We start from the raw sequence: 22410 nt of genomic DNA, 5'->3' as shown, positions 1-22410 counted from the left end.
GGGCAAACCCTGCCTAGCTCCCACCCATCATGCCCGAGCTTCCCGAAGTCGAAACCACCGTGGGTGGACTGCGCCCGGTGCTGGAGGGGCAGCGCATCGCGCGTGTCGTGCCCCGCCGCGCCGACCTGCGCCGCGCGATCCCCGAGGACCTGGGCCAGCGGCTCACCGGGGCGCAGGTCGTCGCACTTGGTCGCCGCGCCAAATACGGCCTGATCGACACCGACCGCGGGGACACGCTCGTCTTCCACCTCGGCATGTCCGGGCGATGGCGCGTCGATCCTTCGGAACTGCTGCCGCACGACCACCTGCTGATCGAGACCGAGGCGGGAAGGTCGCTCGCGTTGAACGATCCGCGGCGATTCGGCTCGCTCGATCTGCTGCGCACCGAATCGGTCGAGGAATGGGCGCCGTTCCGCGCGCTGGGGCCGGAGCCGCTGGGCCCCGAGTTCACCGGCGGCTATCTGGCGCAGGCCTTGGCCGGCCGGGCCGCACCGATCAAGGCGATGCTGCTCGACCAGCGGATCGTCGCCGGGCTCGGCAACATCTATGTGTGCGAGGCGCTGAACCTGGCGCGAATCGCTCCGTCACGGGCGGGCGGGCAGATCGCCCGCGCCCGGCTCGACCGGCTGGTGGAGGCGATCCGCGCCGTCCTGCTCGCCGCGATCGAGGCGGGCGGCTCCACCTTGCGCGATTATGCGCGGCCCGATGGCGAATTGGGCTATTTCTCCAAGCAATGGCGGGTCTATGGGCGTGAGGGTGCAGCCTGTCCCTGTGGAGGGACGGTGCAGCGCCGCACCGAAGGCGGGCGTTCCACCTTCTGGTGCCCCAAGTGCCAGCGCTGAAAAGCTTGACCTTTTCGACGGTGCGCGGTAGGGGCGCCGCTTTCCCGGGCCGTGGAGTTTCTGCGCCCGATCATGCAGCACAGGATCAGGACGGCACATGGCGAACACGCCACAGGCGAAGAAGCGTATCCGGCGCAACGAGCGTCGCGCGGAAATCAACGGCGCGCGGGTCAGCCGCATCCGCACCTTCATCAAGAAGGTCGAATCGGCGCTGGCATCGGGCGATCGTGAGGCGGCTTCGGCTGCTCTGACCGCAGCGCAGCCGGAACTGGCGCGGGGCGTCGCCAAGGGCGTGCTCCACAAGAACACTGCGTCGCGCAAGTTCGCACGCCTGACCAAGGCGGTGTCGTCGCTCGCCTGAGCACACGCACGACCAGGTTGAAAAAGGGGCTTCGCCGGGTGCCGGCGGAGCCCCTTTTTCGTGCCCGGAATCCGCCGCCGCGGGACGAATCAAGTACGGCGGTCCAAGTCACGGACAAGTCACGGATTTGTCACGATTCGAATGGGGCCGTAACAAACCCGATCGACTAAGTGCCTGTTATTGCTTGAAAAAAAGAGAAACCCGCGGAATTCCGAGGGGTTCGGGGTGTCAATGCTCTATATTATTTTTTTGGGCGTGACCGGCTCTTGATCTTCCTTCCGCCGCCTTCCTAAACAAGCCCCACGCCCCGGCTCCGGGGCACGGTATCGCGGAGTTTCGCGTGCGGTTCCGGTCTTCACGGCCAGGTTACCGTTGGAGCTTATCGCTAGTTGGAATCACAGGCTGAAAGCGCTGCTTTCGGTCGGGGGAGAGGTGTGTTCGCGTGACGGGAACGGGGGAAGGAACAGCAGCAGCCGTGGAAGCCGCGTGGGGGCGCGTGCGCCACAACCTGCGCCTGTCCGCAGGGCAGCGGCTGTTTGACCGCTGGCTGAAGCCGATGGTGCTGCTCCCGGACAGCGACGCCGACATGGTGCGCCTGGGGCTGCCGTCGGCGTTCATGACGAACTGGGTGAAGAGCCACTACGCGGATCGGCTGTTGTTCGAATTCCGCGCATGCCTGCCCGAGATCCGCACCGTCTCGGTCGAGACCGTCAGCACGCTGGAGCCTGCGCGCGTCCTGACCGGCGAGTCGATTGCGCCGGCGACGCCGGTGGCCGGCGCGACGCTGCTTGCCGATTCGGCCGCGCCCGTCCCGGCTGCCGAGCCCGTTCCCGCACAGCCGATCGGTGCGCCGGAGCGCTCGCAGTTCGATCCGCGCTTCACCTTCGATCGGTTCGTGTCGCATGATTCGAATCGCGTCGCCCGCAACGCAGCCCAGCTGCTGGCGGAGCCCGGCGTGCCGCGGTTCAGCCCGCTCTACCTCCACAGCGGCACCGGCCAGGGCAAGACGCACCTGATGCACGCGATCGGCCACGCGTTCCTCGCGGCCAATCCGCAGGCGACGGCGATCTACATGCCGGCCGAGCGCTTCATGTTCGAGTTCGTGAGCGCGGTCCGTGCCCGCGACACCCACAGCTTCAAGGCGCGGCTGCGTGCCGTCGACCTGCTAATGATCGACGACCTCCAGTTCGTGGCCGGCAAGGACGCGACCCAGGAGGAGTGCTTCCATACCGTCAACGCGTTCATGGACGCGGGCAAGCGGCTGGTGATCGCGTGCGACCGCAGCCCGCACCTGCTCGACGGCGTCGAGAGCCGGCTGGTGTCGCGCCTGGGCGCGGGCTTGGTCGCCGACATCAAGCCGCCGGCACTCGAACTGCGCCACGCGATTCTCTCGCGCCGCCTGGCCGAGAACGCCGCGGTGCCGGTGCCGGCCGACGTCCTAGACCTGCTCGCCAGCCGGATCCACGGCAGCGTGCGCGAGCTGGAAGGCGCGTTCAACCGTGTCGTCGCCTATGCGCAGCTGATCGGGCAGCCGGTCACCATGGACTTCGCGGTCCAGACCTTGGGCGAGATGCTCCAGGGTCCGAAGAAGCGAATCACCATCGACGACATTCAGCGCGCGGTCTCCAGCCACTTCGAGCTCAAGCAGCTCGATCTGGTCTCCGCCCGCCGTGCCGTCGCGATCGCGCGTCCGCGCCAGATCGCCATGTACCTCGCCAAGCGGCTCACCACCCGCTCGCTGCCCGAGATCGGCCGCAAGTTCGGCAACCGCGATCATTCGACCGTCATCCATGCCGTGAAGCGCATCGAGTCGCTGCGTAGCCTCGACGGCGAGATCGACGGCGCGGTCCGCCAGCTGATGCGGCAGCTCGAAGGCGCCTGAAGCGCCGGGCCAGCCGCACGGGCTGCCCCTTGCAACTAACGTCGCGACGTCGGACGCGGTCGCAGCTGATCCAGCGCATCCGCGTTGTCGCGGCCCCAGGCGTAGAGCAGCTCGACCGGCTCGACGAATCGACGCCCGAGCGGCGTCAGCGCATATTCGACCGCCGGCGGGATCGTCCCGTGGACGTGGCGGGTGATCAGTCCGCTTTCCGCCATCTCGCGTAGGGTCTGGGTCAGCATCTTCTTCGAAATGCCGGGCAGGCTGCGCAGCAGCACGCCTGTGCGCGCGACTCCTGCGTGGCGCACATGCAGGGTGTGCAGCACCATGCTCGTCCACTTGGTGGCAAACAGCTCCAGCGTGCGACGGGGCGCGCAATCCTCGCGCCATTCCTCCTCGGCCGAACCGATCCGCATGTGGGTACCTCCTGGTGCCTATGTCCCTGAATGGTGCCGTCTAGAAGCTTGTGCCCTGGCTGCCTAGCTGAGGTGCCAATCGGACAAGGACGCAGGATCATGACAAAGACGGCATTGGTGGTGGGCGCGAGCGGCATCGTCGGCAGCGCGACGGCGGATCTGCTGCTGGCAGAGGGCTGGAGCGTGCACGGCCTCGCGCGGCGGCCGCAGGCGCAGCCCGGCGTGGCGGCAGTCGCTGCCGACTTGAACGACCGGGACGCTACCGCCGCCGCGCTCGCGGGCGTGCATCCCGATGCCGTGTTCATCACCACCTGGGCGCGTCAGGACAGCGAGGCGGAGAACATCCGCGTCAATGGCGCCATGGTGCGCAACCTGTTGGATGCGTTGCCGCCGGCGCAGGGGCCGCGGCACGTCGCCCTCGTCACGGGGCTCAAGCACTATCTCGGGCCGTTCGAGGCCTATGGAAAGGGCGCGCTCCCGCAAACGCCGTTCCGCGAAGAGCAGGGTCGGCTCGACGTGCCCAACTTTTATTATGCGCAGGAGGACGCGGTGTTCGCCGCCGCCGAGCGCGACGGCTTCTCGTGGAGCGTCCACCGTCCGCACACCGTGATTGGCAAAGCGGTGGGCAACGCCATGAACATGGGAACGACGCTGGCGGTCTATGCGACGCTGTGCCGCGAAACCGGCCGGCCGTTCCGCTTCCCCGGATCGGCAGCGCAGTGGGAGGGGCTGACCGACATGACCGACGCCCGACTGCTCGCCAGCCACCTGCTGTGGGCGGCGACGACGCCTGCGGCACGCAACGAGGCGTTCAACGTCGTGAACGGCGACGTCTTCCGCTGGAAGTGGATGTGGAGCCGTATCGCGCAATGGTTCGGGCTCGAGCCCGCACCATTCGACGGAACGGTTCTGCCGCTGGAGGCGCAGATGGCCGGCGACGCAGACCTCTGGCGCACGATTGCCGCACGGGAGGGGCTCGTTGAACCGGACCTCGCCCGCCTCGCGTCGCCCTGGCACACGGATGCGGATCTTGGTCGGCCGATCGAGGTGGTCACGGACATGGGCAAGAGCCGCAGGCTCGGCTTCACCGGCTACCAGCCGAGCGACGATGCCTTCTTCGATCTGTTCGAGCGGCTGCGCGCCGACCGGCTGATCCCCTGAGGGACGCCGGCCGACGTGGAGCAGGGTCGGCTCAGACCTGCAGGCCCAGAGCCTCCTGAGCCGACCGCAGCGTCGGAGCGGCAAGCGCCGTCGCCTTGTCCGCACCCTTGGCGAGGGCGGCCGAGACCGTGTCACGGTCGTCCAGCAGCCGGGTCAGGCGATCCCGGATCGGGCCGAGCACGGCAACGGCCAGATCCGCCAGGGCAGGCTTGAACGTCCCGAAGCCCTGGCCGGCGTATTGCTCCACCACCGACTGCGGCGTCGCGTCCGCGAGTGCCGCATAGATGGTGACGAGGTTCTTCGCCTCGGCCCGGCCTTCGAGGCCGTCGAAGCTGTCGGGCAGGGGATCCGGATCGGTGCGCGCCTTGCGGAACTTGGCGGCGATGGTGTCATCGTCGTCGATCAGGTTGATGCGGCTCATGTCCGACGGATCGGACTTGGACATCTTGGCCGTGCCGTCGCGCAAGCTCATGATGCGCGGCGCGGCGGCCGAGATCAGCGGATCGGGCAGCGGGAAAAGCTCTACGCCGGTGTCGGTGTTGAACTTGGTCGCGATGTCGCGCGCCAGCTCCAGATGCTGCTTCTGGTCCTCGCCCACCGGCACGTGCGTCGCCTTGTAGGCGAGGATGTCCGCGGCCTGGAGCACCGGATAGGTGAACAGCCCCGCGCTCGCGCCCTCCCGGTTCTTGCCGGCCTTGTCCTTCCACTGGGTCATGCGGTTGAGCCAGCCCATGCGGGCGGTGCCCATCAGCAGCCAGCACAGCTCGCTGTGCGCAGGCACACGCGCCTGGTTGAACAGGATCGAGCGGTCGGGATCGATGCCGGCCGCGAGCAGCGTGGCGGCCATACCGATCGTGTTGTCGGCGAGTTCCTTGGGATCCTGCGTGACGGTCAGCGCATGGAGATCGGCCAGGAAGAACAGGCAGTCGTCGCCCGGCTGCATGGCGTCCTGCATCGCCACCCACTGCTTGATGGCGCCCAGATAGTTGCCGAGGTGCAGATTGCCGGTGGTCTGGATGCCGGAGACGACACGCATCTTGTGGTCCTTGCGCTTGGGCGGTGCAGCGGCCGCCGATCAGTTGGTGCTGCGGCGCCGAATCAGCGCCTTCACGTCCGCCACCCGGAACGCGCCGGTGACGAAGCAGGCCAGTCCATAGATCGCGCAGCCGGTTCCGACCAGCACCACGAGGGCTGCGTACCGCATGGCCATCGGACCGACCAGATACGGGTCGAGCAGGCTCTCCAGACCGAACACGGCTGCCCCCATCAGCAGCGCCGCGACGGCGAGGCGGGGAAGGCGGCGGCGCAGTTGCGCGTCGACGGCGAAATGCCCGCGCTTGCGAAGCGTGCGGTACAGCATGGCTACGTTGACGGTGGAGGCGAGGGCGGTGGCGAGCGGCGGCCCGACATGGCCCAGCAGCGGGATCAGGATGATGTTGGCGACGATGTTCACGCCCACCGACCACATCGCGTAGCGCACCGGCGTACGCGTATCCTGGCGCGCGTAGAAGCCGGGCGTCAGCACCTTGACGAGCACATAGGAGGGCAGGCCGACCGAAAAGCCGGCGAGCGCCCAGGCGCAGGCGCGCGTGTCGGCCGCGTCGAACGCGCCATACTGGAAGAGCCCGCGCACGATCGGCTCGGCGGCGACGATCAGCGCCACCATTGCCGGCAGCGTCAGGAACAGCGCGAGCTCGGTGCCGCGGTTCTGCGTCTCCATCGCCTCCGCCTCGCGCCCGGCCCCCAGCAGGCGCGAGATGGTGGGGAGGAGAATGGTGCCGAGCCCGATACCGATCAGCCCCAGCGGCAGCTGGTTCAGCCGGTCGGCATAATAGATGTAGGAGATCGACCCGGCCGCGAGCAGCCGGGCTGCCAGCGCGCTGGAGATCAGCAGGTTCACCTGCGACGCACCGGCTCCCATCGCAGCCGGGAGGATCAGCTTCATCAGCCGCTTCACTTCCGGATCGACGCGGGGCAGGCGTGGGCGCAGCGACACGCCGGCGCGGCGGCAGGCGAGCGCCAGCCAGGCGAGCTGCAAGAGGCCGCCGATCGGAACCGCGACGGCCTGCGCGCGCGCGGTCTCGTACGGATCGCCGTTGAAGAAGACGAGCGCGGTGACCATCGCGATGTTGAGCAGGATCGGCGCGGCGGCGTTCACCCAGAACTTGTCGAGCGAGTTGAGAATGCCGCCGAGCAGCGAGGCCAGCGAGATCAGCATCAGATAGGGGATGGTGATCCGCGACAGCTGGACCGCAAAGGCGAACTGGTCGGGCGTAGCGTTGTTGAAGCCGAGCGACATCGCCCAGGTGATCGGCCAGGCGGCAGCCAGCATGATCGCGGTGAAGCCCAGCAGCACCGCGAACAGCATCGACAGCGCGCGCTCTGCGAAGTCGAGCCCCGCCGAAAGATCACCGGTCTCGCCGACCTTGCGGTTGAACATGGGGATGAAGGCGGCGTTGAACGCGCCTTCCGCGAACAGCGCGCGGAACATGTTGGGCAGGCGGAACGCGATGGTGAAGGCGTCGGAGGCGAAGCTCGCCCCCACATAGCGTGCCTGCAGCGAATCGCGCACCAGCGCCAGGACCCGGCTGGCGAGCGTGAGCCCTCCAACCGAGCCGAGTGTGCGAACGAGCTTCATTCCGGTCAGCCGCCTTGGTCAGCCCGTCCGCAGGTCAAGGATCAGGCGTGGCCGATGGTGCCGGCAGCGTTGCCCGACAGTTCGCCGGCAGCGGCCGCCGCCTGCTGCATGTAGAGCGCGCCGAAGTCGATCGGCTCCAGCATCAGCGGCGGGAAGCCGCCGTCGCGGACCGCATCGGCGAGCACGCGGCGCGCGAACGGGAAGATGATGCGCGGCGCTTCGGCCAGCAGGAACGGCTGGAGGTGCTCGTCCGGGATGTTGCGCAGGCCGAACAGGCCGGCATAGCTCAGCTCGATGAGGTACAGCGCCTGACCCTCGACGTCGGCGCGGGCCTCGATCTTGAGCACCACCTCATGAACACCGTCGCCGACGGTGGTGGCGCCGATGTTGAACTGCACGTCCAATTTCGGCTGGCCCTGCACCTGGTAGATGCCCGGCGCGTTCGGGTTCTCGAACGACAGATCCTTCACATATTGCGAAAGGACGCCGACCTGCGGCTGGGTGTCGGCACCGTTGGCGAAGCTCTCGTCGAGGCCGGCGTCGTTCTGGTCGTCCATGGGAATTTCCTTGCTGAAGGATAGCTTTGCGGCCTGCCGCGTTTTTCGGCTCGGCGCCTAGCAGGCGATCGGCGCCAGTTCAACGGCGGCGCCCGTGCGATGGACCGCCCGCAGCCATTTGAAACTGGCACTGCTTGCCCCTATGTTGATCGCGTCAGATTTGGGAGGCGAAGTGCTGGTCGTTGTTCTTCTGGGAATGGTCGCGGGGTTCCTCGCACTGCGTCTCTACGCGGTGCTGGGCAAGCGCACCGGCCATGAACAGCCGCTCGCCCGCCCCGCCGAGGAGCGCGTCGGCGTGCCGCCGGTGCCCCGCACGATCGATGTGCAGCCGGAGCCGCGCGACGTCACCCAGCGCCATGTCGAGCCCGCGGCCGAGAACGGCCTGCGCGCCATCGTCGCCAGCGACCCGACCTTCGACGTCGCCGAGTTCCTGGAAGGTGCCAAGTCCGCCTACCGCATGATCCTGGAAGCCTTCTGGAAGGGCGACCGCGATACCCTCGCCTGGCTCACCGAGGCCGAGGTGCAGACGTCGTTCGCGGCCGCGATCGAAGCGCGCGAGGAAGCCGGCCACACGCTGGACAACCGGCTGGTGTCGATCGAGCGCGCGGTGATCAGCGACGCGAGTGTCGCCGGCGGCCTCGCCCGCGTCACGGTGCGCTTCGACGCCGACATCGCGGCCGTCACGCGCGACGCGGAGGGCCAGGTGGTCGCCGGTTCGCTGACGGACGCGGTCGAGACGCACGACGTCTGGACCTTCGCACGGATGCTCAAGAGCGGCGATCCGAACTGGAAGCTTGCCGACACTGACGAGGCGTGACCTCGATGCGGATGTGGGGGGCGGCGGCACTGGCGGTGCTGCTGGCAGGTTGTTCGAACACCATCGTACCGCGCGGCATGGAGACCGCGCCAGCGCCGGCGCGGCCTTCCGCCACGCGGCCGCCGTCGACCGCCCTTCCCGTGCGGCAGCCGGTGGCGGCGACGCCGATGGCACCGGCTGCGGTCGCCCCGGTCGCGGGCGCGGTGACTGCAGCTGCGAGCGGCGTCCTTGCCGGACCGGCCAGCTTGCCGATCACGCCGGAGAGTGCCGAGCGGGCGCTCGCGGCCTTCCGCATCAGCTGCCCTTCGCTCGTCCGCCGCACCGATGCGAGCGGCCTGACGCAGCCCGGCGACTGGGCCGCCGCCTGCAACGCCGCAGCGACGGTGCCGGCAGGCGGGGCGATGCAGTTCTTCGCGACCCAGTTCGAGCCCGCCCAGGTGGGTGAGGGCCGCGCGTTCGCGACCGGCTATTTCGAGCCCGAGATCGCCGGATCCCGCCGGCGCGAGCACGGCTATGACGTGCCCGTCTATGCGAAGCCCAGCGATCTGGTCGAAGTCGACCTCGGCCTTTTTTCGGACGCGTACAAGGGTAAGCGCATCCGCGGCCGGGTCGAGGGCAGCAGCTTCGTTCCCTATTACGACCGCACCCAGATCGAGGAAGGCGCGCTCGAAGGCCGCGGCCTGGAGATCGGCTGGGCGGCGGACCCGATCGAGTTCTTCTTCCTCCAGGTCCAGGGCTCGGGTCGCCTGCGGCTGCCGGACGGGTCGGTCATGCGGATCGGCTACGCCGGCCAGAACGGGCGCGACTATACCGGCATCGGCAAGCTGATGAAGGACCGTGGCCTGCTCGGGCCGGGCCAGTCCTCGATGCAGGGCATCGTCGCATGGCTGCGTGCGCATCCTGCCGAGGGCCGCGCGATCATGCGCGAGAACAAGAGCTTCGTGTTCTTCCGCGAGCTGACGGGCGCGGGGCCGCTCGGCGCCCTGGGCGTTCCGGTCACTGGGCAGGCGAGCGTGGCGGCGGATCCGAAGTTCGTGCCGCTGGGCGCGCCGGTGTTCCTGTCGATGGATCGCACCGATGCGTCCGGCCTCTGGGTCGCGCAGGACACCGGCGGCGCGATCAAGGGCGCCAACCGCTTCGACACCTTCTGGGGCGCCGGGGACGAGGCGCGAGCGATCGCGGGCGGCATGTCCGCGCGCGGCACCGCCTTCGTGCTGCTCCCCCGGGGTGCGGTGGCGCGATTGAACGCAGGGCGCGGTGGCCGGCCGACGCCTTAGCGAGGGCGAGGCGGCGCTCTGGGCGCGGGTCACCGCGGGCCTGAGACCGCTGCACGCCACGCCGGCCAAGCCCAAGCCCAAGCCCAAGCCCAAGCCGCTTCCGCCGCCACCGATCCCCGAGCCGAAGCCGAAGCCGCCACGTGGCCGGGTCCCGCCGCTGCGCCAGCCGGCGGCGGTGCAGGCTCCGGCCCCCGCGGTATGCAATCTCCTCGACGGCAGCTGGGATCGCCGGCTCTCGCGCGGCCTCGTCTCGCCCGACAGCAGTTTCGACCTGCACGGCCACAGCCTGGCCTCGGCACATGCGATGCTAGACCGGGCGCTGGAACGGTCGATCGCCCGCGGCGATCGCGTGCTGCTGCTGGTGACGGGACGTGCGCCACGCCCCGATGCGGAGCGCCCCTTCGCCAGGGGCGCGATCCGTGCGGCCGTGCCCGACTGGCTCGCCGCGTCCCGGCATGCGGATCGCATCGCGGCGGTGCGGGGTGCGCATCCCCGCCATGGCGGCGCAGGCGCCCTCTACGTAATTTTACGTCGGTCGGTTACGCATGGGCGCTGAAATTTAACTCTTTCGCCCACACTGTGTCGTTTCATGAACGCGCAGAAGGGAGACGTTTGAGTTGCTGCACGCCAAGTCGCTCAAGCGCCGTGCGATCGTGTTCGCCGCCTGCGCAGGCGCCGTCAGCTTCTTTCTCGCTCTCCTGGCGACCACCCACGGGCGGCTGGACGCACTGACCGCGTCGAGCGCGCTGATCCCGGCGGTGGTGTGTGCGACCATGTGCTGGGCGTCGGCCGAACGCCACGTCTCCACCACCGCGGGCGCTGTGGACGAGGCGATCCTGCGGCTGAGCAAGGCGACGCGGGGCGATCTCCAGAGCCCGATCCCGCGGGAGGTCTGGAGTTTCGTACCGAGCCTTGCCCGCGCCATGCAGGCGCTGTTCGAGCAGTTGCGCACGACGCTGGCCGCGGTGGAGCGCGCTGCGCAGATCGACACGGTGACCGAGCTGCCCAACCGGTCCCATTTCCAGCAACTCGTCGAGGAACGGCTGGAGCGGCTGGCGCGGATGCAGCCGAGCCCGCCGGCCGCGCTGCTGTTCCTGGATCTCGACCGATTCAAGGCGGTCAACGACACCTATGGCCATGCGACCGGCGACTTGCTGCTGGCGCAGGTCGGGCAGCGCCTTCGCCAGGCAGCGGAGCATCTTTCAGGCGGGCTGGTAGAGGAGCAGCCCATCGTGGGGCGGCTGGGAGGCGACGAGTTCAACATCCTGCTCTGTGGCCAGGCCGCAAAGGAACCAAAACGTGCCGCGCTGGGCATTCTCAACGTGCTCGCCGGAGCGCATCGGTTTCACGGCGGGGAGATCCAGGCCGGTGCCTCGATCGGCATCGCGCAATGGCCGGTGCACGGCACCAGCTTCGTGGACCTGACCCGCGCCGCCGACATCGCGATGTATGCCGCAAAGGCTGGCGGGCGGGGGCAGGTCCACGCCTTCGACGCAACGCTTGCCGCCGGGCTGGCCGCGCGCAAGGCGCTGGAACAGGAGTTGCGCGCCGGTATCGACCGAGGTGAGTTCGGCTTGGTGTTCCAGCCCCAGGTGTTGGCCGCGACCGGCTCCGCCTGCGGTGCCGAGGCGCTGGTGCGGTGGCACCATCCGGACGGCATGCGCCTGCCGGGCAGCTTCCTGCCGTGCGCAGAGGAGACGGGGCTGATCATCGAACTGGGCGACCGGATCGTCCAGGACGTGGCGGCCACCATCGGGCGCTGGCACGCGAAGGGGATCCGCCACCGGCTGAGCGTCAACATCAGCGCGCGCGAGCTCGACCATGCCAGCTTCGTGCGCAAGCTGCGCGATGCGGTCGCAAGTGCCGGCGCGCCCGCCTCGATGCTCGAGCTGGAACTCAAGGAGTCGCTGCTGATGGGGTGCAGCGAGGACGCGCTGGACGCGGTGACGCTGCTGCGGGGCGATGGCGCCAGCATCGCTCTCGATGATTTCGGCACGGGCTTTTCGAGCATCGCGCGGTTGCGCGAGCTTCCGATCGATCGGGTCAAGCTCGACCGGGCGCTCACCATCCATGTGGCGCAGAGCGAGGAGGCGAGGGCGATCGCCCAGGCGCTGGTGGGGCTGGTCCACGGGCTCGGCTGCACGGCGGTTGCCGAAGGGATCGAGAGCGCGGACCAGGCGAAGATCCTGCGCATGATCGGTTGCGACGTGCTGCAGGGCTATGCGATCGCCGCGCCCATGGAGGAGGCGGCGTTCCTCGACTGGCTCGGTTCGCCCGCGGCGGGGCGGCGACTCGCCAGCTAGGCGTCGAGCGCGCGCCGTGCCAAGGTCGCGTAGATCGCCTGCAGGCTGCGCAAATCTTCCACCGGCACAGCCTCGTCGAGCTTGTGCATGGTCGCGTTCAGCAGCCCGAACTCGACCGTCGGGCAAAGCCTGGAGAGGAAGCGCGCGTCCGAGGTGCCGCCCGTGGTCGAAAGCTCCGGCGTGAGGCCGGTGTGCTCACGGATCGCTTCGGCGACGAGGGTCGAGAAGGCGCCCGGCGGGGTCAGGAACGCCTCGCCCGAGACCTTGCCGATCACCTGCGAATCGGGCGCGTGTCGCGCCACGATCGCGCGAACCCGCTCGATCAGCGCGTCGCCACGATGCAGGTCGTTGAAGCGGATGGACAGCCGTGCAGCTGCCCGGCCCGGGATAACGTTGGTGGCCGGGTTGCCGACGTCGAGGTCGGTCACCTCGATATTCGACGACTGGAACCAGTGGGTTCCCTCGTCGAGCACCAGCGCCTCGATCTCCGCAAGCGCGCCGACGAGGCGGGAAATCGGATTGTCGGCAAGGTGCGGGTAGGCGACGTGCCCCTGCCGGCCGTGCACGTCGATCCAGATGTTGACCGACCCGCGCCGGCCGATCTTGATCATGTCGCCCAGCCGGGCGGTGGAGGTGGGCTCGCCGACCAGGCAGAGATCCGGTGCCAGGCCGCGCGCGGCCATGCGATCGATGATCGCGCGGGTGCCGAAGATCGCGGGGCCTTCCTCGTCGCCGGTAATCAGCAGCGACAGCGTACCTGCGTCGGCCGGCACTTGGGCGCAGGCGGCGACGAACGCGGCGACGGCGCCCTTCATGTCGACTGCACCGCGCCCGTAGACCAGTCCTCCGCGCTCCTCCCCCGAAAAGGGCCCGGCGGTCCAGCCGTCGCCCGCCGGAACCACGTCCACGTGGCCGGCGAACGCCAGGTGGCGGCCGCCGCTGCCGCGGACGGCGATCAGGTTCTCGACCGGCCCGTCCGGAGCCTCGCCGCAGACGAAGCGGTCGACGTCAAAGCCAAGCGGGAGCAGCGCGGCTTCCAGCACATCGAACACCGGACCGCGGGCGGGGGTCACGCTCTCGGCGGCGATCAGGGCCTTGGTAAGTTCGACGACGTCTGTCACGCTGGTTCCCTCAAATGACGGAGGGGGCATTGCCCAAGCTCGACTTGGATACAATCCCGCAGACCAACATGACCGGCTATCCGGCGCCGTTCCGGGAGGCGGTTCAGGGGCGGTGGTATCGGCGCCTTGCGCCTGCGAGTGGACTTGCGGATTTCGGCGTCAGCCACGTCGTCCTGCGCCCCGGCGCCTGGTCGTCGCAACGACACTGGCACGAGGGGGAGGACGAATTCGTCGCCATCCTGTCGGGGGAAGCCATCCTGGTCGATGACACCGGCGAGACGGTGATGCGGGCCGGCGATTGCGCCGCATTCCCCAAGAACGACGGCAATGGACATGTGCTTCAGAACCGCAGCGACGCAGACTGCGTCTTCGTGGCCGTCGGCCGGCCGGCGCAGAGCCGGTGCCACTATCCCGACATCGACATGATGCTAACACCGGGAGAGGGATATCGCGTCGGCGGAAAGCCGGCCTAGCCGGCGTCGGTCGCCTGTTCGAACCGCTCGATCACCCATTCCTCTTCCTGGGCACTCGCGATCCAGTCCTGCATCCAGCGGTGGGAGAGCACCGCCTGCATATAGGCCGCGGCGAACGGCGGCATCGGGATCGAATAGGTGACGAAGCGGGTCACCACCGGCGCGAACATCGCATCCACCGCGCCGAACTCGCCGAACAGGAACTCACCGGTGCCGCCGAACCGCGCGCGCGCCTGCGCCCACAGCTCGAGGATGCGGGTGACGTCGTGTACCACGTCGTTGTCGAGGCGGGCCGGGGGATAGACCTGCCGGATGTTCATGCTGTGCTTGCGACGCAGCGCCTGGAAGCCGGAGTGCATCTCCGCGGCCATCGAGCGCGCCATGGCGCGCGCGGCCGTGTCTGCCGGCCAGAACCGGTCACCGCCCGACTTCTCGTTCAGATATTCGACGATCGCCAGGCTGTCCCAGACCACCACGTCGCCGTCCCACAGGATCGGCACCTTGCCCGAGGAGGGGGCGAACTCGTCGCCCTCGCGTCGGCGATCCCAGCCCTCGTCATAGAGCGGGACGACCACCTCCTCGAAGGGGAGCCCCGAAAGCTTGGCCGCGAGCCAGCCGCGCAGGGACCAGGAGGAATAGGCCTTGTTGCCGAGGATGAGCTTGAGCATGCCGCGGTCTAGCCTGCCGCTCCGCGCAACGGAACCGCCTTGCGACAATTCCGTTGGCGCAACGATGACGGAGAAGAACCAGGACCCGCAGAGCGTCGGCGACGTGCTCGACCGGCTCAAGGAGCTCGGCGAAGAGGCCGGGCAGGACAAGGCGAAGCTCGGCGACGCCGTCGAGGCGATGGGCCACCGCGCCTACGGCCCCTTTTTCATCATCTTCCCGCTGATCGACATTTCGCCGGTGGGCGGCATCCCGGGCCTGCCGACCGCGATGGCCGTGGTCATGGTGCTGCTCGCCCTTCAGCTGCTGTTCGGGCGCAAGGACCTGTGGCTGCCCGGCTTCCTCGCGAACCGCGGCCTGAAAGGCGAGAAGCTGGTCAAGGTCGCCGACAAGATGCGGCCGGTCGCCAAGTGGCTCGACCGCTGGTTCCACGGCCGCCTGCCGGCGCTCACCAAGGGGCCGATGATCAAGATCGCGGCGATCGCGATCATCGCGCTGTGCACCACGGTGCCGCCGCTCGAGCTGCTGCCGTTCGCAAGCACGCTGCCGATGGTGGCGATCCTGGCGTTCGGGCTCGCCCTGCTGGTGCGCGATGGGCTGCTGATGGTGATCGCCTGCATCCTGTCGGTTGCGGCGATCGGCGGCGGGCTGGGCTGGTTCTTCGGCCGCGGCGGCCAGGGCGGGGGCGGCTGAACCAGGCCGCGCGTCAGTCGATCGATTCGATGACGGCCGCGCGCAGTTCGGGAATGCCCATGCCCTTTTCGCTGGAGGTGGCGAGCACCTCCGGATGGGCGGCGGGGCGCTTGCGTGCTTCGGCAACCGTGGCGGCATGGACGGCGGCGAGCTCGCTCGCCTTGATCTTGTCCGCCTTGGTGAGGACGACGCGGTAGCTGACGGCTGCCTTGTCCAGCATCTCCAGCACCTCGCGATCGACGTCCTTGATGCCGTGGCGCGAGTCGATCAGCACCAGCGTCCGCTTGAGCACCACGCGCCCGCGCAGATAGTCGTTCACCAGGTAGCGCCACTTGCGCACCACGTCCTTCGGCGCCTTGGCAAAGCCATAGCCCGGCATGTCGACCAGCCGGAAGCGCAGCGGATCGCCCACGTCGAAGAAGTTCAGCTCCTGCGTGCGGCCCGGCGTCACCGAGGTGCGCGCCAGGCTGTTGCGCCCGGTGAGCGCGTTCAGCAGCGACGACTTGCCGACGTTCGACCGCCCGGCAAAGGCGATCTCCGGCACCACCGGATCGGGCAGGTGCTGGAGTGCCGGGGCCGAGCGCAGGAAGGCGATCGGCCCGGCGAACAGCTTGCGCGCCGCTTCGATCGCGTCCTCGTCGAACGCCTCGATGGGGGCGGGGACGTCCGTCACTTGGCGGGCGCCGTCTTCAGGCCGGGGTGGCGCGAATAGAGCAGCTGCTGCTGCGCGATGGTCAGCAGGTTGGACGTGATCCAGTAGACCTGCAGGCCGACCGCGAACGGCGCCATGATGAACATCATCACCCACGGCATCAGGCCGAACACCTGCTTCTGTGCGTCATCCATCGGCTGCGGGTTCAGCTTGAACTGGAAGTACATCGACACGCCCAGCAGGATCGGGATCACGCCGATCGCGATGAAGCTCGGCGGCGTGAACGGCAGCAGGCCGAACAGGTTCACCGGCGTCAGCGGATCGGGTGCCGAGAGGTCCTTGATCCAGCCGACGAACGGCTGGTGGCGCATCTCGATGGTGAGCATCAGCACCTTGTAGAGCGCGTAGAACACCGGGATCTGCAGCAGCGTCGGCAGGCAGCCCGCGACCGGGTTCACCTTCTCCTGCTTGTACAGCGCCATCATCTCCTGCTGGAGGCGCGGCTTGTCGTCCTTGTAGCGCTCCTGCAGCGTCTTCAGCTTGGGCTGGAGCGCGCGCATCGCCGCCATGGAGGCGAACTGGCGCTGGGCGATCGGGAACATCAGCAGGCGGATGGTGAGGGTCAGCAGGATGATCGCCACGCCGAAGTTGCCGATCATGCGGAACAGCCAGTCGAGATAGGCGAAGATCGGCTTCTCGACGATGCCGAACCAGCCCCAGTCGATCGCATTGCCGAACTGGACCACGCCCGCATCCTCATAGCGGTCGAGCAGGTCGACTTCCTTGGCGCCCGCGAAGAAGCGCGAGGTCGCGGTCACCTGCTGGCCCGGCTGCACGGTGGACAGGGTGGCCGGGCGGTAGTCCGCCTGGTGGACGTTGTCGCCGGTGTTGCGGAACTGGATGACGTTGCTCTTGCCCTGATCCGGCACCAGCGCAGTCAGCCAGTAATGGTCGGTGAAGCCGGCCCAGCCGCCCTGGGTGTCGAACTTCTGCGGCGCCTCGTCGACGTCGGTGTAGTTGACGTCGAAGTTCACGCCGCCCTTGATTTCGTAGATCGGGCCCGAGTGGATGCTCCACGTGTCCTTGTCGCGCGGCGGGGCACGGCGGCTGAGCAGGCCGTAGGTTGCTGCCTGCACCGGCTGCGTACCTGCGTTGCCGATCGTCTGGCGGACGGTGAACATATAGCCATCGTCGACCGCGATCTGGATCGCATAGCGCTGGCCGCCCACCTGGGTCGTGAGCGTAACCGGCGTGGCCGGGGTCAGGCGCGTGCCGCTGGCCTGCCAGACGGTGTCTGCGCCGGGCGCCTGCACGCCGTTTCCGGACCAGCCGAAGCTCGCGAAATAGGCGTCGCCCGTGCCAGAGGGCGACAGGATGCGGATCGGGTCGCTGTTCTTGGCGATCGTTTCCTTGTGGCGGGTGAGCACCAGGTCGTCGATGCGCGCGCCCTTGAGGTTGATCGAACCCTTCAGCCGCGGCGTTTCGATGGCGATGCGCGGCGTTTCGCGCAGCACGAGCGCGCGGTCGCGCACGGCCGTGGGCGAATCGGCGGCCGGATCGGCGCCCGGGTTCGGCACCACCTCGCTCTTGCCCTCGACGATCTTGGTCGCCGGCGGGTTCGCGGCCGGGAAGAAGTAGCTGGCGATCGGCTGCCAACCGAACAGGATCACCGCGGCCAGCACCGCGAAGAGGACGAAGTTCTTCTGGTCGTTCTTCACCGACTAATCCCTGTGTGCTCGGTCGTCATGGTACCGGATCGTAGCTGTGGCCGCCCCACGGATGGCAGCGCGCGATCCGACGCGCCGCAAGCCAGCTGCCCTTCAGCGCGCCATAGCGGCCAAGCGCCTCGATTGCATAGGCCGAACAGCTTGGGCTGTAGCGGCAACTGGAGGGCAGGATCACCGAGGGACCCAACTGCCAGCCGCGCGCGACGAGGATCAGCAGCCGTGCGATCACCGCACGGCGCCGAAAGAAGAGGGGGGAGGAAGGCACCCGGTGGTCACCGGGTCACCTTGCGCAGCGCCTTGACCAGTTCGGTCTTGAGCGACTCATAGGGCCGCTCGATCGCGGAGGTGCGTCCGATCAGCACATGGTCGGCACCGGCGATGCCTGCAGTCGGCAGGACCTCGCGCGCAAGCGCACGGAAACGCCGCTTCACCCGGTTGCGGGCGACGGCGTTGCCGACTTTCTTGGATACGGTGATGCCGATCCGCATCGTCGGATCGGCATCCTCGCGCGCGCGCACCAGCAGCACGAAGCCCGGCATCGGCGCACGCTTGCCTCCGTTCGCAGCGAGATACTCGCTGCGACGGGTAAGGCGCGTCAGGCCGACAGCTTCTTGCGGCCGCGGTTGCGACGGGCGCGAATCACCTTGCGGCCACCCGGCGTCGCCATGCGAGTCCGGAAGCCGTGGCGACGCGAACGCACCAGGTTGCTCGGCTGAAAGGTCCGCTTCATCACTCATTCCCCGGGATATCGAACGTCTACAATAACGGAAAAAGCCGCCCTGAACGGCGGCCGTGTGCCCGCAGCCCATAGGCAAGCCGCCCCTCCAAGTCAACGCGGCTGTGCCGGGACAGGATCGGGAACCGACCATCACCGGCTCGATGTGGGGCATGTGTGTTGTGAGGGCAAGACACGCTCGGCTGTTTTCCTTCCCCGGAAACCGGCTATGCAGTGGCGGGGGATAGGGGGGCAGCATGGTCGCGATCGTATCGACGGCGGCGTATCTCGGGCTGGAGGCGCGCGCGGTCGAGGCGCAGGTGCAATTGGCACCCGGCGTGCCGGCATTCGTCGTCGTCGGGCTGCCGGACAAGGCGGTGGGCGAAAGCCGCGAACGCGTCCGCGCCGCCATCGCCGCGATCGGCCTGTCGCTCCCGCCCAAGCGGATCACGGTCAACCTCTCCCCTGCGGACCTGCCCAAGGAGGGATCGCACTATGATCTCCCGATCGCGCTGGGGCTGTTGGCGGCGATGGGCGTCGTCGATGCGGAGACGCTGTCCGAATATCTGGTGGTGGGGGAACTCGGCCTGGACGGTCGTATCGCCGCCACGCCCGGGGTGCTGCTGGCGGCGCTCCACGCGTCGGAGCGCGGCCTGGGGTTGATCTGCCCGGCAGCGCAGGGCGCCGAAGCGGCGTGGGCGGGGGGCAGCATCTGCGCGGCGACCGACCTGATCGGTCTGCTCAACCACCTGAAAGGGACACAGTTGTTGCCCGAACCCGCACCGGGCGAGGCGGAGGAGCTGGTGCTCGGACCGGACCTGCGGCGGGTGAAGGGACAGGAAACCGCGAAGCGCGCGCTGGAGATCGCGGCGGCGGGCGGCCACAACCTGCTGATGGTGGGCAAGTCACAATCGCGGAATTCCAACCCGCATCCCGACGCGGCTATGCTCGCCATGGTGGATCAAGAGGTAGTGCGGGTGCTGCGCGAGCGGGGTGCGCCTTAGCTCAAATGAGAGTTGGACGATGAGTTCAAGCCGCGCGGGTCGGCATCCATCCGCATTGTTTCTCGACAGTAGGGATGGTTTGGGCATCCCCAAAACGTCCGTGCCGGGTTTCGCCCCCGCTTGGCTGTGCGCCTTACCATGGATCGTGAGCACTTCGGGCAAACCGGACGATCGGGATCGAGGGGTTGTAGAGGAGGTGCGGGCGGCATCCTTGGAGGCGTCGGAGCCTTAGTTCCGAAATCGGCTACCGCGATTCCGATGATCGCAGCGGGAGCGATCAGGAGCTTTGCCCAAGCGTCTCCTGAGCGATCCACGCCGCCGTGATGAGAGCACGCGCCTCTTGAGCCGATACTTGAGGAAGCCCAACCATCCCGACACGTCGTCGGTCCTGAGAAGTAGGACACCGCTGCCACCATCGCGACCCAAGAGCCGACGCCTGCGATCCAACCGCGCGCACTCATTCGGCGGCTCAGCCTATCACTTCGGCAGGGCAGGTGCGCGCTACCCGCAAACCATCGTCCCAATCGCTTCGATAGGACGCCTGCCCCTGTGATAACTGCCAGCACGACAAGTCGCCACGATCTCCCGCTACGGTCGCCAGTGTGCGCCCATAATGGTCGGTGCCTACTCGGTTGATGCGCAGCGTTCCCGTCATTGCGGAACGAAGGCTATGGGTAGAGGCGACCGGATCACCGGGCGCGCACTTGCGACCGGGGCGGCAGTGGCCGGTAAGCTCGGGCGCATCGATGCCAAGAAGCCTGATGCGCTCGTTGCCACAACGGATGGTGTCGCCGTCTGTGGTGCGGCAACCGGAGATGATCTCGCGTGTTGCCGTCGAGGCGGTCGGCTCAACCGTGGAGCCGATGCCGACGATAGCACCGATACACGCGGCACCTATTAGGATGGCGATCGGCGACAACCGCTTACGTCGTGATCCCGTCCTGTAGGCGTTCCGGCGACGTTTCGAGTTGCCGCTTAGCGTTTTGCGCACGCCACCTGAACCGCAGTGTGGGTGCTCGATCCTGCAACCAAGGGTGCCATGTCGCCGGGGTTGGGGGAGGGGCGTTCGGCATCCTCGCGCGTGTCGCCCTCGCCGACATAGCGAGCAAGCTGAGCGTCACAGTCAATCTCACGATTTGAATAGCTGGTGCCGGAGGTGCCAGTGCGTCGCGTAAGGGCAATGATGTGGCCGTTCTGCCCCGGTGTCACGCTAAGCAAGCTGTAGCGGGCGTTGGGATCGGCAGGAACGTCGAAGGCGGTTCCGTTCTCAACAGGAGGAGAGTCGTTCACGATCGGCGCTTCGGCGGTTGTGTTCTCAAATACCGGTTCAGCACTCGAACATGCCGCCAATGACAACGCCGCCAACATCACGAATGTGCGCATTGTGCCCTCCCTTTCCGGCAAGCTCGATCAACAAGCAGCCGAACGCAAGCGCCGTTATCGCTCAGAACGCCTTACCAGCGCGTCGCTTGCGCCATTCGTCTAAGCTGGTCGGCGCGCTGCCTTGGGGCAACGACGATCTCACGAAACGCGGCTTAGGGGGCGTTGGCTCGGGTGGCGGAGGATCGCCAACCAACCATTGGACTTCCGGGCCACGCGCCCCGCACTCGCACCGGAGGCGCTTAGCGAAGTGCGGCCATGAATCGGACCAACCGCGCTGGCGGAAGTAGCTCCCCAACTCATAGGGGGAGAATAGCGCTGCGTGCCCGCACTCCCGACAAACTGCTCGAACGGAGCCGCCTTGGTGTAGAAGCTCAGTTAGGCTCTTGATCCCTTGAACCACGTCACAGCGGAAGGGGAAGTTGCGCCGTGTCTACGGAAGCGGGCTTGTAGAGGGTGCTGTAGACGTGCCGCGCCATCTCGCGCCGCGCGTCCTCGCGAAGGCGTTCCTGCGGCATCGTGAGGCCGATCTTCGCCCAGCCCGGTGCGGTCGCAAGGGCCTCTGCGATGGTGTCTTGCTCGATGGTCATGGCGTCCGAATCTCCGTGCGCCCAGTTAGAACACAACGGGAACGCCCCTCAACCCCGGTGAGGCTTGCAAGGTTCAAAAAAAATTGCTCGGGCGCTCAACGCGCCATAATCCCGATCAGGTGGGATCAAACCCACAGAGGGGCACTGTTGCGTTCCGCCACCCCCCTCTTGACCTGCGATCCCTATTCGCGTCCTACAGCCCGGAGGGCTCAAGAATGCTCCACGATCTCCACCACCGATTTTGTTTTTCCGGTGGAGGAAGGTCCATGAAGCTCACCGAAATGATCTACAACACGGTCGTAGCTTTTGAGCCCAAGCGGCACCCGTGGTTCGCTCTGGCGGCTTTGGCGATGCTGCTCATGGCCTTCGTAGCCGTCTGCTACGCTGGTGGCGTCGGGGCGGGCGCGCTCGTCAAAGCGCTGCTGTGAGTGTCATGCGGCAGAAGCTCCAATTCCTCTCCGCAAACGCGGACCAATTCGCGATCGAGGTTAGGCTTGAGCGTGAAGCCACCGGCCCGATCACGCTGAGTGCCTTCTACCGTCCTGAGCAATTGGCCGATGCTGCCGAGCTTGAGACGATTGAAGAGGTCGCGGATGCGGTGGAGCGACGGGCGGCGGAGCATTTTGAACGATACCCGCTCCGTAGGATCGTTAGCAGCGGTGAGGAGCTACTTGGTATTCGCGAGCTTGGACGCTTCGCCGTGCCGGTTTCGTTCGCCGTGGGGGATCACTGACGCGGCCGCGTGACGCGGGCTTCAATCCAACTGAAAATCTGGATCGCCGTCCAAGCGATCGTGAACACTGCCGCGATCGGCGGCAACCAACTCGCCAGCGTCGCCACCGCGATTGCGCCGCTTATAACGTCCGCTGACGCCTTCACCGCCTCACCGCCAACCATTACTCGCCCTCGATCTGGGGCGTGGTTGCGCTCCAACTGCCCGCAAGCCCGCCAATGGCGATCTCGATAATGAGCGCCACCCGGTCGGCGTCGAGCGCTTCGCCGAGTAGGTGCGTAGCCAAGAGCGCGACAAGCGTTGCGACAAAGCGGCGGTGCGCGGCATCGCCGAGATAGGCGACAACCGCCTTCAAGCGGGATTTCAGGGGCGTGATCATCCCTTATTTAGGACGATCACCCCGCT

The 22410-nt window shown here is 67.6% G+C and carries 28 protein-coding genes and 1 pseudogene; 13 read left to right on the top strand and 16 right to left on the bottom strand.

The genetic code is table 11. From position 1 onward, the window contains the following. The first annotated feature begins 29 nt into the window (after positions 1 to 29). The 3 genes from mutM to dnaA all read left to right on the top strand — a co-directional run bounded on the left by mutM (position 30) and on the right by dnaA (position 3085). On the top strand, positions 30 to 842 hold the full coding sequence (gene mutM / locus ABDZ92_RS13045; protein ID WP_125961014.1) for a bifunctional DNA-formamidopyrimidine glycosylase/DNA-(apurinic or apyrimidinic site) lyase: 813 nt from the start codon (positions 30 to 32) through the stop codon (positions 840 to 842). A gap of 97 nt (positions 843 to 939) precedes the next feature. Next, positions 940 to 1203 (top strand): 30S ribosomal protein S20, encoded by a 264-nt coding sequence (rpsT, locus tag ABDZ92_RS13040; protein ID WP_125961013.1) that lies wholly within the window; start codon positions 940 to 942, stop codon positions 1201 to 1203. Between the two features lie 475 nt (positions 1204 to 1678). Continuing rightward, on the top strand, positions 1679 to 3085 hold the full coding sequence (gene dnaA / locus ABDZ92_RS13035) for a chromosomal replication initiator protein DnaA (protein WP_241211859.1): 1407 nt from the start codon (positions 1679 to 1681) through the stop codon (positions 3083 to 3085). A gap of 35 nt (positions 3086 to 3120) precedes the next feature. On the opposite strand, the gene ABDZ92_RS13030 is transcribed toward dnaA, so the two are convergent. Beyond that, positions 3121 to 3498, bottom strand: a complete 378-nt coding sequence (locus tag ABDZ92_RS13030; RefSeq protein WP_125961011.1) for a winged helix-turn-helix transcriptional regulator — start codon at positions 3496 to 3498, stop codon at positions 3121 to 3123. Between the two features lie 99 nt (positions 3499 to 3597). Here ABDZ92_RS13030 and ABDZ92_RS13025 point away from each other — a divergent pair, with 99 nt between their 5' ends. Then, positions 3598 to 4659 carry an SDR family oxidoreductase gene (locus ABDZ92_RS13025; RefSeq protein ID WP_125961010.1) on the top strand — a complete coding sequence of 354 codons (1062 nt, stop codon included), beginning with the start codon at positions 3598 to 3600 and terminating at the stop codon, positions 4657 to 4659. Between the two features lie 31 nt (positions 4660 to 4690). On the opposite strand, the gene trpS is transcribed toward ABDZ92_RS13025, so the two are convergent. Genes trpS through secB form a run of 3 tightly spaced genes read right to left on the bottom strand, consistent with a single transcriptional unit; the run spans position 4691 to position 7854 of the window. After that, entirely contained in the window at positions 4691 to 5695 is a 1005-nt protein-coding gene (trpS, locus tag ABDZ92_RS13020) for a tryptophan--tRNA ligase (RefSeq protein ID WP_125961009.1), read from the bottom strand. A gap of 39 nt (positions 5696 to 5734) precedes the next feature. Beyond that, on the bottom strand, positions 5735 to 7297 hold the full coding sequence (gene murJ / locus ABDZ92_RS13015; protein WP_125961008.1) for a murein biosynthesis integral membrane protein MurJ: 1563 nt from the start codon (positions 7295 to 7297) through the stop codon (positions 5735 to 5737). Between the two features lie 41 nt (positions 7298 to 7338). Next, a complete protein-coding gene (gene secB / locus ABDZ92_RS13010; RefSeq protein WP_125961007.1) occupies positions 7339 to 7854 on the bottom strand; it encodes a protein-export chaperone SecB in 516 nt (171 codons plus the stop codon). A gap of 172 nt (positions 7855 to 8026) precedes the next feature. Here secB and ABDZ92_RS13005 point away from each other — a divergent pair, with 172 nt between their 5' ends. The 4 genes from ABDZ92_RS13005 to ABDZ92_RS12990 all read left to right on the top strand — a co-directional run bounded on the left by ABDZ92_RS13005 (position 8027) and on the right by ABDZ92_RS12990 (position 12251). Further along, positions 8027 to 8671 (top strand): Tim44/TimA family putative adaptor protein, encoded by a 645-nt coding sequence (locus ABDZ92_RS13005; protein WP_164521280.1) that lies wholly within the window; start codon positions 8027 to 8029, stop codon positions 8669 to 8671. A 5-nt stretch (positions 8672 to 8676) separates the two neighbouring features. Next, a complete protein-coding gene (gene mltA, locus ABDZ92_RS13000) occupies positions 8677 to 9948 on the top strand; it encodes a murein transglycosylase A (protein ID WP_125961006.1) in 1272 nt (423 codons plus the stop codon). Further along, on the top strand, positions 9929 to 10504 hold the full coding sequence (locus tag ABDZ92_RS12995) for a Smr/MutS family protein (RefSeq protein WP_272695078.1): 576 nt from the start codon (positions 9929 to 9931) through the stop codon (positions 10502 to 10504). Before mltA ends, ABDZ92_RS12995 begins: the two co-directional genes overlap by 20 nt. A gap of 61 nt (positions 10505 to 10565) precedes the next feature. Further along, a complete protein-coding gene (locus ABDZ92_RS12990) occupies positions 10566 to 12251 on the top strand; it encodes a putative bifunctional diguanylate cyclase/phosphodiesterase (RefSeq protein WP_241211858.1) in 1686 nt (561 codons plus the stop codon). Here the strand turns inward: ABDZ92_RS12990 and dapE are convergent. Beyond that, positions 12248 to 13402, bottom strand: coding sequence for a succinyl-diaminopimelate desuccinylase (dapE, locus tag ABDZ92_RS12985; protein WP_125961004.1), 1155 nt, complete (start codon positions 13400 to 13402; stop codon positions 12248 to 12250). The two genes, ABDZ92_RS12990 and dapE, sit on opposite strands and share 4 nt — an antisense overlap. Here dapE and ABDZ92_RS12980 point away from each other — a divergent pair. Further along, on the top strand, positions 13402 to 13845 hold the full coding sequence (locus ABDZ92_RS12980) for a cupin domain-containing protein (protein ID WP_125961003.1): 444 nt from the start codon (positions 13402 to 13404) through the stop codon (positions 13843 to 13845). The two genes, dapE and ABDZ92_RS12980, sit on opposite strands and share 1 nt — an antisense overlap. On the opposite strand, the gene ABDZ92_RS12975 is transcribed toward ABDZ92_RS12980, so the two are convergent. Continuing rightward, entirely contained in the window at positions 13842 to 14513 is a 672-nt protein-coding gene (locus ABDZ92_RS12975) for a glutathione S-transferase family protein (protein ID WP_125961002.1), read from the bottom strand. The genes ABDZ92_RS12980 and ABDZ92_RS12975 overlap by 4 nt on opposite strands. A gap of 64 nt (positions 14514 to 14577) precedes the next feature. Here ABDZ92_RS12975 and ABDZ92_RS12970 point away from each other — a divergent pair, with 64 nt between their 5' ends. Continuing rightward, entirely contained in the window at positions 14578 to 15204 is a 627-nt protein-coding gene (locus tag ABDZ92_RS12970) for an exopolysaccharide biosynthesis protein (protein WP_125961001.1), read from the top strand. A gap of 13 nt (positions 15205 to 15217) precedes the next feature. On the opposite strand, the gene yihA is transcribed toward ABDZ92_RS12970, so the two are convergent. The 5 genes from yihA to rpmH are packed head-to-tail and all read right to left on the bottom strand — an operon-like array spanning position 15218 to position 18313. Next, a complete protein-coding gene (gene yihA / locus ABDZ92_RS12965) occupies positions 15218 to 15877 on the bottom strand; it encodes a ribosome biogenesis GTP-binding protein YihA/YsxC (RefSeq protein ID WP_125961000.1) in 660 nt (219 codons plus the stop codon). Beyond that, positions 15874 to 17574, bottom strand: coding sequence for a membrane protein insertase YidC (gene yidC / locus ABDZ92_RS12960; protein ID WP_125960999.1), 1701 nt, complete (start codon positions 17572 to 17574; stop codon positions 15874 to 15876). Before yidC ends, yihA begins: the two co-directional genes overlap by 4 nt. 25 nt (positions 17575 to 17599) lie before the next feature. Further along, entirely contained in the window at positions 17600 to 17812 is a 213-nt protein-coding gene (gene yidD, locus ABDZ92_RS12955) for a membrane protein insertion efficiency factor YidD (protein ID WP_343763214.1), read from the bottom strand. A gap of 43 nt (positions 17813 to 17855) precedes the next feature. Further along, a complete protein-coding gene (gene rnpA / locus ABDZ92_RS12950) occupies positions 17856 to 18182 on the bottom strand; it encodes a ribonuclease P protein component (RefSeq protein WP_125961092.1) in 327 nt (108 codons plus the stop codon). After that, entirely contained in the window at positions 18179 to 18313 is a 135-nt protein-coding gene (gene rpmH, locus ABDZ92_RS12945) for a 50S ribosomal protein L34 (protein ID WP_125961091.1), read from the bottom strand. Before rpmH ends, rnpA begins: the two co-directional genes overlap by 4 nt. Before the next feature lie 242 nt (positions 18314 to 18555). Between rpmH and ABDZ92_RS12940 the strand changes: the two are divergent. Beyond that, positions 18556 to 19200, top strand: a pseudogene (locus ABDZ92_RS12940) (magnesium chelatase domain-containing protein); the annotation flags it as partial. A gap of 571 nt (positions 19201 to 19771) precedes the next feature. On the opposite strand, the gene ABDZ92_RS12935 reads toward ABDZ92_RS12940, so the two are convergent. From ABDZ92_RS12935 to ABDZ92_RS12925, 3 genes are all read right to left on the bottom strand, one after another. After that, the gene (locus tag ABDZ92_RS12935; RefSeq protein ID WP_272695074.1) at positions 19772 to 20221 is read right to left on the bottom strand and encodes a thermonuclease family protein; all 450 of its coding nucleotides are present in this window, start codon (positions 20219 to 20221) and stop codon (positions 19772 to 19774) included. A gap of 56 nt (positions 20222 to 20277) precedes the next feature. Further along, positions 20278 to 20685 carry a hypothetical protein gene (locus ABDZ92_RS12930; RefSeq protein ID WP_125960996.1) on the bottom strand — a complete coding sequence of 136 codons (408 nt, stop codon included), beginning with the start codon at positions 20683 to 20685 and terminating at the stop codon, positions 20278 to 20280. Between the two features lie 401 nt (positions 20686 to 21086). After that, on the bottom strand, positions 21087 to 21272 hold the full coding sequence (locus ABDZ92_RS12925) for a DUF6771 family protein (RefSeq protein WP_125960995.1): 186 nt from the start codon (positions 21270 to 21272) through the stop codon (positions 21087 to 21089). Positions 21273 to 21538: 266 nt separating this feature from the next. Here ABDZ92_RS12925 and ABDZ92_RS12920 point away from each other — a divergent pair, with 266 nt between their 5' ends. Further along, on the top strand, positions 21539 to 21700 hold the full coding sequence (locus tag ABDZ92_RS12920; RefSeq protein WP_164521279.1) for a hypothetical protein: 162 nt from the start codon (positions 21539 to 21541) through the stop codon (positions 21698 to 21700). A gap of 5 nt (positions 21701 to 21705) precedes the next feature. After that, positions 21706 to 22005 carry a hypothetical protein gene (locus ABDZ92_RS12915; protein WP_125960994.1) on the top strand — a complete coding sequence of 100 codons (300 nt, stop codon included), beginning with the start codon at positions 21706 to 21708 and terminating at the stop codon, positions 22003 to 22005. Here the strand turns inward: ABDZ92_RS12915 and ABDZ92_RS12910 are convergent. Together ABDZ92_RS12910 and ABDZ92_RS12905 are read right to left on the bottom strand one after the other, a co-directional pair. Beyond that, on the bottom strand, positions 21999 to 22169 hold the full coding sequence (locus ABDZ92_RS12910; RefSeq protein ID WP_164521278.1) for a hypothetical protein: 171 nt from the start codon (positions 22167 to 22169) through the stop codon (positions 21999 to 22001). The two genes, ABDZ92_RS12915 and ABDZ92_RS12910, sit on opposite strands and share 7 nt — an antisense overlap. Continuing rightward, positions 22169 to 22384, bottom strand: coding sequence for a hypothetical protein (locus ABDZ92_RS12905; protein WP_125960993.1), 216 nt, complete (start codon positions 22382 to 22384; stop codon positions 22169 to 22171). The genes ABDZ92_RS12910 and ABDZ92_RS12905 overlap by 1 nt, the downstream gene beginning before the upstream one ends. Positions 22385 to 22410 lie beyond the last annotated feature (26 nt).

This window comes from Sphingomonas molluscorum (assembly GCF_039522995.1).
Taxonomy (GTDB): domain Bacteria; phylum Pseudomonadota; class Alphaproteobacteria; order Sphingomonadales; family Sphingomonadaceae; genus Sphingomonas; species Sphingomonas molluscorum.
The sequence above is the reverse complement of the archived record's forward strand: the minus strand, read 5'-3'. Positions and strand labels throughout refer to the sequence as shown.